Origin of the sequence: Isoptericola sp. NPDC060257, assembly GCF_042726645.1 — a bacterium.
GTDB lineage: Bacteria > Actinomycetota > Actinomycetes > Actinomycetales > Cellulomonadaceae > Isoptericola > Isoptericola nanjingensis.
This window is the reverse complement of record NZ_JBHXAW010000174.1, coordinates 1-9,509: the sequence shown is the minus strand read 5'-3', so window position 1 is coordinate 9,509 and position 9,509 is coordinate 1. Positions and strand designations below refer to the sequence as shown.

At 73.9% G+C, this 9,509-nt stretch carries 8 protein-coding genes; 5 read left to right on the top strand and 3 right to left on the bottom strand.

Annotation, left to right across the window (positions count from 1 at the left end):
- Positions 1-93 precede the first annotated feature (93 nt).
- Entirely contained in the window at positions 94-807 is a 714-nt protein-coding gene (locus ACFWEK_RS14305; protein WP_430544522.1) for a copper resistance protein CopC, read from the bottom strand.
- A gap of 88 nt (positions 808-895) precedes the next feature.
- Here ACFWEK_RS14305 and ACFWEK_RS14300 point away from each other — a divergent pair, with 88 nt between their 5' ends.
- Positions 896-2,944, top strand: coding sequence for an NAD(+) synthase (locus ACFWEK_RS14300; protein WP_430554478.1), 2,049 nt, complete (start codon positions 896-898; stop codon positions 2,942-2,944).
- A gap of 13 nt (positions 2,945-2,957) precedes the next feature.
- On the opposite strand, the gene ACFWEK_RS14295 is transcribed toward ACFWEK_RS14300, so the two are convergent.
- Complete coding sequence (locus ACFWEK_RS14295; RefSeq protein ID WP_430554477.1) at positions 2,958-3,545, bottom strand: histidine phosphatase family protein; 588 nt, start codon at positions 3,543-3,545, stop codon at positions 2,958-2,960.
- A gap of 109 nt (positions 3,546-3,654) precedes the next feature.
- Here ACFWEK_RS14295 and ACFWEK_RS14290 point away from each other — a divergent pair, with 109 nt between their 5' ends.
- A complete protein-coding gene (locus ACFWEK_RS14290) occupies positions 3,655-5,019 on the top strand; it encodes an AAA family ATPase (RefSeq protein ID WP_430554476.1) in 1,365 nt (454 codons plus the stop codon).
- 41 nt (positions 5,020-5,060) lie between these two features.
- Positions 5,061-6,314, top strand: a complete 1,254-nt coding sequence (locus ACFWEK_RS14285) for an amidohydrolase (protein WP_430554475.1) — start codon at positions 5,061-5,063, stop codon at positions 6,312-6,314.
- Positions 6,315-6,360: 46 nt separating this feature from the next.
- Here the strand turns inward: ACFWEK_RS14285 and ACFWEK_RS14280 are convergent, their stop codons facing one another.
- Entirely contained in the window at positions 6,361-7,767 is a 1,407-nt protein-coding gene (locus ACFWEK_RS14280) for a glutamate decarboxylase (protein WP_430544527.1), read from the bottom strand.
- Between the two features lie 183 nt (positions 7,768-7,950).
- On the opposite strand from ACFWEK_RS14280, the gene ACFWEK_RS14275 reads away from it, so the two are divergent.
- Both ACFWEK_RS14275 and ACFWEK_RS14270 read left to right on the top strand, forming a co-directional pair.
- A complete protein-coding gene (locus ACFWEK_RS14275; RefSeq protein WP_430554474.1) occupies positions 7,951-8,568 on the top strand; it encodes a TetR/AcrR family transcriptional regulator in 618 nt (205 codons plus the stop codon).
- 92 nt (positions 8,569-8,660) lie between these two features.
- On the top strand, positions 8,661-9,431 hold the full coding sequence (locus ACFWEK_RS14270; protein ID WP_430544529.1) for a glucose 1-dehydrogenase: 771 nt from the start codon (positions 8,661-8,663) through the stop codon (positions 9,429-9,431).
- The last annotated feature ends 78 nt before the right edge of the window (positions 9,432-9,509 follow it).

Genomic DNA, 9,509 nt, shown 5'->3' with positions numbered 1-9,509 from the left:
GCCGGACACCTCGAATCGGGAACCGTTCGTGCACGCGATCTGTCCCGGTATCTGCCGCCATGGCGGGACAGATCGCGTGCTGGCGGGCATCCCTCAGGACGTCGGGTCGCCGGGCGTGTCGCCCGGTTCGCGCGGTTCGCCCGTCGTGTGCGGGCCGTCACCGGCGTCGTGCGCGTCCTCGGCGGCACGGCGGCGCCGCTGCAGCAGGACGGCGGCCGCCACGCCCACCACCGCGAGCACGGCCACGGGGAACAGCCACGCCGTCGCCCACCCCGCCTCGCCGTCGGCGTCCAGGTCCACGCCCGGCGTGCCCCCGCCGTCGTGCACGTGGCCGGACGACGCCGTCGCGTCCTCGGACGCCGTCGGGCTCGAGAGAGTGCTCGACGGCGAGGCGCTCGGGGAGGCGCTCGGGGACGGCGACGCGGCGTCGACCGTGAACGCGAGCTCGCCCTCGATCGGGTGTCCGTCGGAGGAGACGACACGCCAGGACACGTCCCAGTCGCCGCCGGGCAGGTCGTCGGGCAGCGCGGCGACGGCCTCGTCGCCGTCGACGGTGACCTCCGCCGGGACGGTGCCGTCCGGCGTCGTGACCGCCACCTGCGCGCCCGCGGCCAGCACGTCGGCGCTGAACACGAGGGTGAGCCGCGTGGGCACCTCGTCCACGGTGGCGCCGTCGGCCGGGTCCGAGGACAGGAGCCGGTCGTGCGCGCTGGCGGGCTGCGCGACGGCGACGGCGAGCACGGGGGTCAGCGCGGCGGCGAGCAGGACGGCGAGGGCGCGTCGGCGCCGCGCGAGGTTCGGGTGCACGGCCCGACCCTAGCGACCCGCCCGCCCGAGCTGTGGCGCTCGCCCTGACAAGTCTCGCGGGCACGGGCGGCGTTCCTACACTCGGGGGGTGGACTTCACCTCGGCCTACGCCCACGGCTTCGCCCGCGTGGCGGCCTGCACCGTCCCCGTCACCGTCGCCGACCCCCGCGCGAACGCCGCCGCGATCCTCGCCGAGGCGCGCGCGTGCCACGACGACGGCGTCGCGGTCGCCGTCTTCCCCGAGCTCTGCGTCTCGGGGTACGCGATCGACGACCTGCACCTCGCGGACACCCTCCTGGAGGCGACGTCGGACGCCCTCGCGGCGATCGTCGAGGCCAGCGCCGACCTGCGGCCGCTGCTGGTCGTCGGGGCGCCGCTGGAGGTCGGGAACCGGCTGCTGAACTGCGCCGTCGTCGTGCAGGGCGGCCGCGTGCTCGGCGTCGCGCCCAAGTCGTACCTGCCGAACTACCGCGAGTTCTACGAGAAGCGCTGGTTCGCGCCCGGCGACGACCGTCGCGGCGCCACGGTCACGCTCCCGTTCGCGGACGGGCCCGTGCCGTTCGGCCCCGACCTGCTGTTCGCGGCCGACGACGTCGCGGGGCTCGTCGTGCACGTCGAGGTGTGCGAGGACCTGTGGGTGCCCGTGCCGCCGTCGGCGGAGGCCGCGCTGGCCGGCGCGACGGTGCTGCTCAACCTGTCCGCGAGCCCCATCACGGTGGCGCGCGCGGAGGACCGGCGGCTCATGGTGCGCTCCGCGTCGCACCGCGGGCTGGCCGCCTACGCGTACGCGGCGGCGCAGGGCGAGTCGAGCACGGACCTGTCGTGGGACGGCCAGACGATGGTCTACGAGGTGGGGGACCTGCTCGCCGAGACCGAGCGCTTCCCCGACGGCGCGCGCCGCTCCGTGGCCGACGTCGACCTCGACCGGCTGCGCCAGGAGCGGCTGCGGCAGGGGTCGTTCGACGACAACCGGCGCGCGCTCGGCGCCCGCGTCGAGGGGTTCCGCACCGTCGGGTGGACCGTCGACCCGCCGGCGGGCGACGTCGGCCTGCGGCGCAAGGTGGACCGCTTCCCGTTCGTGCCCGACGACCCGGAGCGCCTGGCGCTCGACTGCTACGAGGCGTACTCGATCCAGGTGGCCGGGCTGGAGCAGCGGCTGCGGTCGATCGGGCAGCCGAAGATCGTCATCGGCGTCTCGGGCGGCCTGGACTCGACCCACGCGCTGATCGTCGCGGCCCGAGCGATGGACCGGCTCGGGAGGCCCCGCACCGACATCCACGCGGTCACCATGCCCGGCTTCGCGACGTCGTCGGAGACGAAGGACCGCGCCACCCGGCTCGCCACGTCGCTCGGCGTCCACTTCGAGGAGCTCGACATCCGGCCGGCGGCCGAGCAGATGCTGCGCGACCTCGGCCACCCGTACGGCGCGGGCGAGAAGGTCTACGACGTCACGTTCGAGAACGTGCAGGCCGGGCTGCGCACCGACTACCTGTTCCGGCTCGCGAACCACCGCGGCGGCATCGTGCTCGGCACCGGCGACCTGTCGGAGCTCGCGCTCGGCTGGTGCACGTACGGCGTGGGCGACCAGATGTCGCACTACGCGGTGAACACCGGCGTGCCGAAGACGCTCATCCAGCACCTCATCCGGTGGGTGGCGGACTCCGGCCAGTTCGAGGCGGACACGAACGCCCTGCTCCTGGAGATCCTGGGCCAGGAGATCTCGCCCGAGCTCGTCCCGGCCGGCGAGGGCGAGGCGCCGCAGTCCACCGAGGCCGCCATCGGCCCGTACGCGCTGCAGGACTTCACCCTGTACTGGACGCTGCGGCACGGCCTGCGGCCGTCCAAGATCGCGTTCCTCGCCTGGCACGCCTGGCGCGACCCCGACGCCGGCGAGTGGCCGCCGAACTTCCCGCACGACGAGCGGTCGGCCTACGACCTGGCGACCATCCGGAAGTGGGAGGTCACCTTCTTCCGCCGCTACTTCTCGTCCCAGTTCAAGCGCTCCGCCATCCCCAACGGGCCCAAGGTCGCCGCCGGCGGCTCGCTCTCCCCGCGCGGGGACTGGCGGATGCCGTCCGACGCGTCCGCCGCCGCCTGGCTCGCCGAGCTGGAGGAGAACGTCCCGACGACGGTGTGAGCCGGACGGCGACTCAGGGGCGCGCCGCCGGACCGAACCCCGTCCAGCGCAGCTCGGGCGGCAGGTGGCCCATGTCGTTGTAGACGATCAGCGACGTCGAGCGGTCGTCGCGGTACTCGATCGTCGTGAGGGCGGCGTTGCCGTACGGCAGCCCCAGCCAGCTCTCCGGCGGGGCGGCGAGCGCGTCGCGCACGAGCCACGCGACCTGGAACGCGTGCGTGACCAGCACCTCGTGCGTCTCGACGTCGGCGGGGCGTGCGAACCGGGCGGTGAGCGCGGCGGCCAGCCGCTCGCCCTCGTCCGCCTCGGCGTCGTCGTAGCCGTCGAAGAACCCGGCCCACGCGGGCGGCACCGGGTCGGGCAGGTACGGCACGTGGTCCACGAGCTCGGGCGCCTCCGCCACGGGGACGCCGGGCAGCTGCGCCCCCAGCACCTCGGCGGACCGCACCGCGCGCGGCAGGGGCGAGTGCCAGACGGCGTCGACGGGCAGGGCCGCGAGGCGCCGGCCGGCGAGCTCCGCCTGCCGCTCCCCCAGGTCGGTCAGCTCGCCGAACGGGTCCGCGGCGCCGTGGCGCAGCACGTGCAGGTGTCGGGTCGGCATGCGCCGACGCTATCGGCTCGGCGTCGGTGCAGGCAGGGCGTCGGCGGCAGCAGATACGGTGCTGCGGGCCGTCCCACCGGGGGCGGCGGCAAGGAGCGCGGGGAGCGGTATGAGCGAGCGACAGCCTTCGGGGACGACGACGAACGGGGTCGCGACGCCCGAGCGGCAGCAGGACCGGCTCCTGTGGCCCCAGCTCGGCCCGTACCCCACCGAGGTCCGCGAGACGATCCGCGTGCTGGCGGAGATCCTCGGCGCGCCGCGCAAGAAGAAGAAGGGCACGCCGACGTCGAGCGCTGGCGGGGCGGCGCGCAAGATCGGCGTGAAGAAGGCCGCCCTGTCGGAGGTCAAGCGCGCGCTCTCCGACTCGCAGCTGCTGCTGCACGGGCACGTCCTCGCCCGCTGGATGAGGGAGCACGAGGGCGCGGTCAAGATCCTCGGCCCCCACGGCAGCACGCCGGAGTGGCGGCCGCTGAGCCTCGGCGAGGACCACACCGTGTCGGTCCCGTTCCACCTGTCGGTGTTCTTCCCCGCGGGCACCCTGCGCGACGAGCCGGTCGCGATCCACATCTGCGGCGGTCACCCCGCCGACATCACCGTCTACGCCGGCAAGGGTCGGCGCGACCTCGCGGAGGCCGTCCTCGACGACTTCCTCGCCGCGCTCAAGGGCGAGGGGAACCCGTACCGGGGCCGGATCCTCCAGGTGTCGGTGAGCAGCTACGGCAACCAGGTCGGCTTCGAACCGGTGCCCGCGACGCACGAGACGCGCGCGGACCTCGTGCTCGCCGACGCCGTCTGGGGCGAGGTGGACCTGTTCCTGTCGTCCGGCACCACGCGCCGCGCCGACCTGCTCTCGCTCGGCCTGCCCACGACGCGCGGCCTGCTGCTCGCGGGCAAGCCCGGCGTCGGCAAGACGAAGCTCGGCCGCATCCTCGCGGCGGAGGTCGCCGGCGCGATGACGGTGATGATCGTGGAGCCGGACGTGCTGCGGCAGGCGTCGGAGAACCTCTACAAGGAGGTCGAGCGCCTCGGCCCCACCCTCGTCGTCATGGAGGACATCGACGGCGTCGCGCACGCGGAGATGCGCAGCTCGTCGGGGTTCTCCGAGTTCCTCAACGCGCTCGACGGCGCGCGCGTGCGCAACGACGTCCTCACGCTCGCGACCACCAACGACCCCGGGTCCCTCGACCCGGCGGTGAAGCGCCCCGGCCGGTTCGACACGATCCTCGAGGTGCCGCTGCCCGGCCAGGAGGGCCGCGTCGCCATCCTCGGGATCTACCTGCCGCTCCAGGGCGAGGGGCTCGACCTCGCGGCGATCGCCGGGAGCCTCGACGGCGCGACGGGCGCGGAGATCCGCGAGGTGGCGCGCCGCGCCGTCCTCGAGCACGGCATCGAGGGCCTGACGACGCGCCGCATCCTCGACATCACCGCGACCGGCCGCTGGAAGCCGGCCCCCGTCGTCGGGCACTACCTGTAGCCGCCTGTTCGGCGCTACGGTGCGACGGCATGATGGCGGGCATGACCTCTCCGATCCGCACCGCCCGCTCGTCCGTCGCGATCACGAACGGCTACGTCGTCCCGGTGGACGGCCTGCCGATCGACGGCGGCACCGTTCTCGTCGTCGACGGCGTCGTCGAGGCCGTCGGGGCCGACGTCGCGGTGCCCGACGGCGTGCGCACGCTCGACGCCCGCGGCCGGTGGGTGCTGCCCGGCTTCGTGGAGTCGCACGGTCACGTGGGCGTGCATGAGGAGGCCGAGGGCTGGGCCGGCGACGACACCAACGAGAAGACCGGGCCCGACGGCGCGCACCTGCGCGCGTTGGACGCGATCAACGTCGACGACGAGGGCTTCCGCGACGCGCTCGCGGGCGGCGTGACGTCCGTCGTCGTGAAGCCGGGCTCGGCCAACCCGATCGGCGGCCAGACCGTCGCGATCAAGACGTGGGGCGGGCGCACCGTCGACGAGCAGGTGATCAGCGACGCCGTCTCCGTGAAGTCGGCGCTCGGCGAGAACCCCAAGCGCGTCTACGGCGAGCAGAAGAAGCAGCCGTCCACCCGTCTCGGCGTGGCCGCCGTCATCCGGCAGGCGTTCCTCGACGCGCAGCACTACGCGGCCCAGCGCGACGCGGCCGAGGCGAAGGGCGAGCCGTTCGCCCGCGACCTGGGCAAGGAGACGCTCGCCCGGGTGCTCGCGGGCGAGCTCGCCTGGGACCAGCACACCCACCGCGCGGACGACATCGCCACCGCCCTGCGCCTGGCCGACGAGTTCGGCTACCGCCTCGTCGTCAACCACGGCACCGACGGCGCCGCGATCGCGGACGTGCTCGCCGAGCGGGACGTGCCCGTGATCTACGGGCCCATGCTCACGTCGCGCTCCAAGGTGGAGCTCCGCGACCGCGACATCGCGAACCTGTCCCGCCTGGCCGAGGCCGGCGTGCGCGTCGCCATCACGACCGACCACCCGGTGGTGCCGATCAACTTCCTCGTGCACCAGGCGTCGTTCGCGGTGAAGGAGGGCCTGGACCCGCAGGTGGCGCTGGAGGCGCTCACCGTGAACCCGGCGTCGTTCCTCGGCCTCGACGACCGCGTCGGCGCGCTCGCCCCCGGGCTCGACGGCGACGTCGTCGTCTGGTCGGGCGACCCGCTCGACGTCGGCTCGCGCGCCGAGCACGTCTTCGTCACCGGCGTCGAGGTGTACACGTGGGACCGCGGCGCCGACGGCGGGCGCGGCGCGGGCCGCGTGCGCGAACGGTCGGAGCGCTTCGCCCGCTGACTTTCCCCACGTCCCCCGCGGGCGTCGCCGAACAGGCGAGCTCGGGTCAGTGGATGAAGCCGGTGCGCTGCCCCTCGGTGGGCATCGGGCCGGTGAGGGCGTCGAGGTAGCGAGTCTCCTCCTCGAGGTCGGCGAGGAACGACGCCGCGAGGTCCTGGCTGAGCCCGCTGCGCACGACGACGCGCTGCACGGTGACGTCGGTGAGGTCGTCGGGCATGGGATAGGCCGGCACGAGCCAGCCGCGCGTGCGCAGCCGGTCGGACAGGTGGTACAGGTTCCAGTTCTCCGTGTGCCCCGGCCTCAGCCGCCACGCGAAGACGGGGATGTCGGAGCCGTCGTTCCACAGCTCGAACGCGGGGATCTTCGCGACGCCGTCGGCGAGGAACCGCGCGACGTCGGACGACGCGTTCTGCACGGCCTCGTACCCGGCCCGCCCCAGCCGCAGGAACATGTAGTACTGCAGCAGCACCTGCGAGCCGGGCCGGGAGAAGTTCAGCGCGAGCGTGGGCATGTCGCCGCCGAGGTAGCTCACCCGGAACACCAGGCTCTCGGGCAGGGCCTCCTCGTCGCGCCACACCACCCAGCCGAGCCCCGGGTACACGAGGCCGTACTTGTGCCCCGAGGTGTTGATCGACGCGACGCGCTCCACCTGGAAGTCCCACACCAGGTCGGGCTGCACGAACGGCGCGACCATCGCGCCGGACGCGCCGTCGACGTGGATCGGCACGTCCAGCCCGGTGTCGGCCTGGATGCGGTCGAGGGCGGCCGCGATCTCGGTCACCGGCTCGTACATGCCCGTGTAGGTGACGCCGAGGATGGCGACGACGCCGATGGTGTCCTCGTCGACGTACTTCTCCAGGTCGTGGCCGTCGAGCACGCGGTGCTCCTCGCTGATGGGCACGTAGCGCGCCTCGACCTCGAAGTAGTTGCAGAACTTCTCCCAGCACACCTGCACCGCGCTGGACATGACGAGGTTGGGGGTGCCGACCGGCTTCCCGGCGTCGCGCCGGGCCTGCTGCCACCGCCGCTTGAGCGCCAGCCCGGCGAGCATGCACGCCTCGGACGAGCCGATGGTGGAGGTGCCCATCGCGTGGTGCGGGTCGGGGGCGTGCCACAGGTCGGCGAGCATGCGCCAGCAGCGGTCCTCGACGGCGGCCGTGGCCGGGTACTCGTCCTTGTCGACCATGTTCTTGTCCGCGGCCTCGAGGTAGAGGCGGGCGGCGTGGTCGTCCATCCACGTGCCGACGAAGGTGGCGAGGTTGAGCCGCGCGTTGCCGTCGAGCATGGCCTCGTCGTGGACGATCTGGAACGCCGTCTCCGGCAACGACTCCCCCGCGGGGAGGCGGTCGCGCGGCACCGAGCGCGTCTCCCCCGGGCGGACGAAGACCGGGTTGAGCTCGACGTCCCCGCTGCGGACGCGGCGACGGCCGCTCCCTCGGGTCCTGCTGACCATGGCGCTCCCCCTCGACGACGGCGATGCGGCGCCTTCGAGACTAGGTCGGGGGCCACGGGCTCACTCCTGGGGAGGCGGGTGAAGTCGAGTTAGACGACACCTGTTGCCCAACTGGTTTCCCGAGCGTAATGTCGAGGACGTCGGGAGCGCCGCCTCCCGCGAGCCCGACGGGAGGTGCGCGGCATGGACAAGCGGGTCGAGCGGACCGCCGAGGCGCTGCGCACCGCCGTCCTCGACCTGGCCGCGGAGCAGGACGTCGCCGCCCTCACCGCGTCCGCCGTCGCCGCCCGCGCGGGAATCAACCGGGCCACGTTCTACGACCACGCCGCCAGCCCGGCCGACCTGCTGGCCCGCGTCCTCGGCGCCGAGCTCGACCGCATCCGCGCGGAGTTCGACGCCGCCGTGCGGCAGGTCGCCGGTCACGCCACCCACGGCGACGCCGAGCAGGTCGTCGCCCGGTACACCGGCGCGCTGCAGGCCCACGTCGAGGCGCACCTGCCCGTGTACGAGCGGGCCCTCGAGGGCGGCCTCAGCGCCCCGCTGGCGCGCCTGCTCGCCGATCACGTGGCCGGCACCCTCACCGACCACCTGCGCGCCCACCCCGGCCTCATGCCCCTGCCCCCGGGCACCCCCGCCGACCAGGTCGACCGCTACGCCCGCGCGTTCGCGACGTACGTCGGGCTCGGCACCGTCGGCGCCCTCGAGGTCTGGCTCGGTACGCCCCCGCCCCGCGACCCCGGGTTCTTCCCGCGCGTCGCCCACGACGCCCTGCCCGCCTGGTGGACCACGCCGTCCCCCTGACGTCCCCTCCGTCCCGGGACCGTCGCGTCCCGGGCGGGCAGGTGCACCCACCCGGTGCACGCACCACCGCAGAACCACGAAGGAGGGCCGACATGGCCGTCAGCACAGGAAGCCGCGTCCACAACAAGGTCGCGATCGTCACCGGCGGGACCGGCGGGATGGGCGTCACCCACGCCCGCGCGCTGGCCGCCGAGGGCGCCAAGGTCGTCGTCGCCGACCTCGACGACGCAAAGGGCGAGGCCCTCGCCGCGGAGCTGGGCGGCGACCGCACCGACGTCGCCCGCTACGTGCACCTCGACGTCACGAGCGAGGACGACTGGGCGAAGGCCGTCGCGTTCACGCTGGACGAGTTCGGCCGGATCGACGTCCTCGTGAACAACGCGGGCATCGCGAACGGCGGCCCCATCACCGAGTTCGACACCGACGCCTGGCGCCGGATCATCGACATCAACCTCACCGGGGTGTTCCTGGGGATCCGGGCCGTCTCGCCGGTCATGGTCAAGGCCGGCTCCGGGTCGATCATCAACATCTCGTCCGTCGAGGGACTCCGCGGGAGCCGCGGCCTGCACGGCTACGTGGCCTCCAAGTTCGGCGTCCGCGGGCTCACGAAGTCGGTCGCGCTCGAGCTCGGGCCGCACGGCGTGCGGGTGAACTCCGTGCACCCCGGGTTCATCGAGACGCCGATGACCGCCGGCATCGACGCGGGCGACCTGCTCATCCCGCTCGGCCGCGGCGCGCGGCCCGAGGAGGTCTCCCAGACCATCGTCTTCCTCGCGAGCGACGAGTCCAGCTACTCCACCGGCTCCGAGTTCGTCGTCGACGGCGGGCTCGTGGCGGGCGTGCCGCACAAGCACGGCGCCTGACCGGTCACAGGCCCGCCAGGAAGTCCTTCATGAGCGGGCCGGCGGTGTCCGACCCGCGGTGGCCGTCCTCCACGAAGA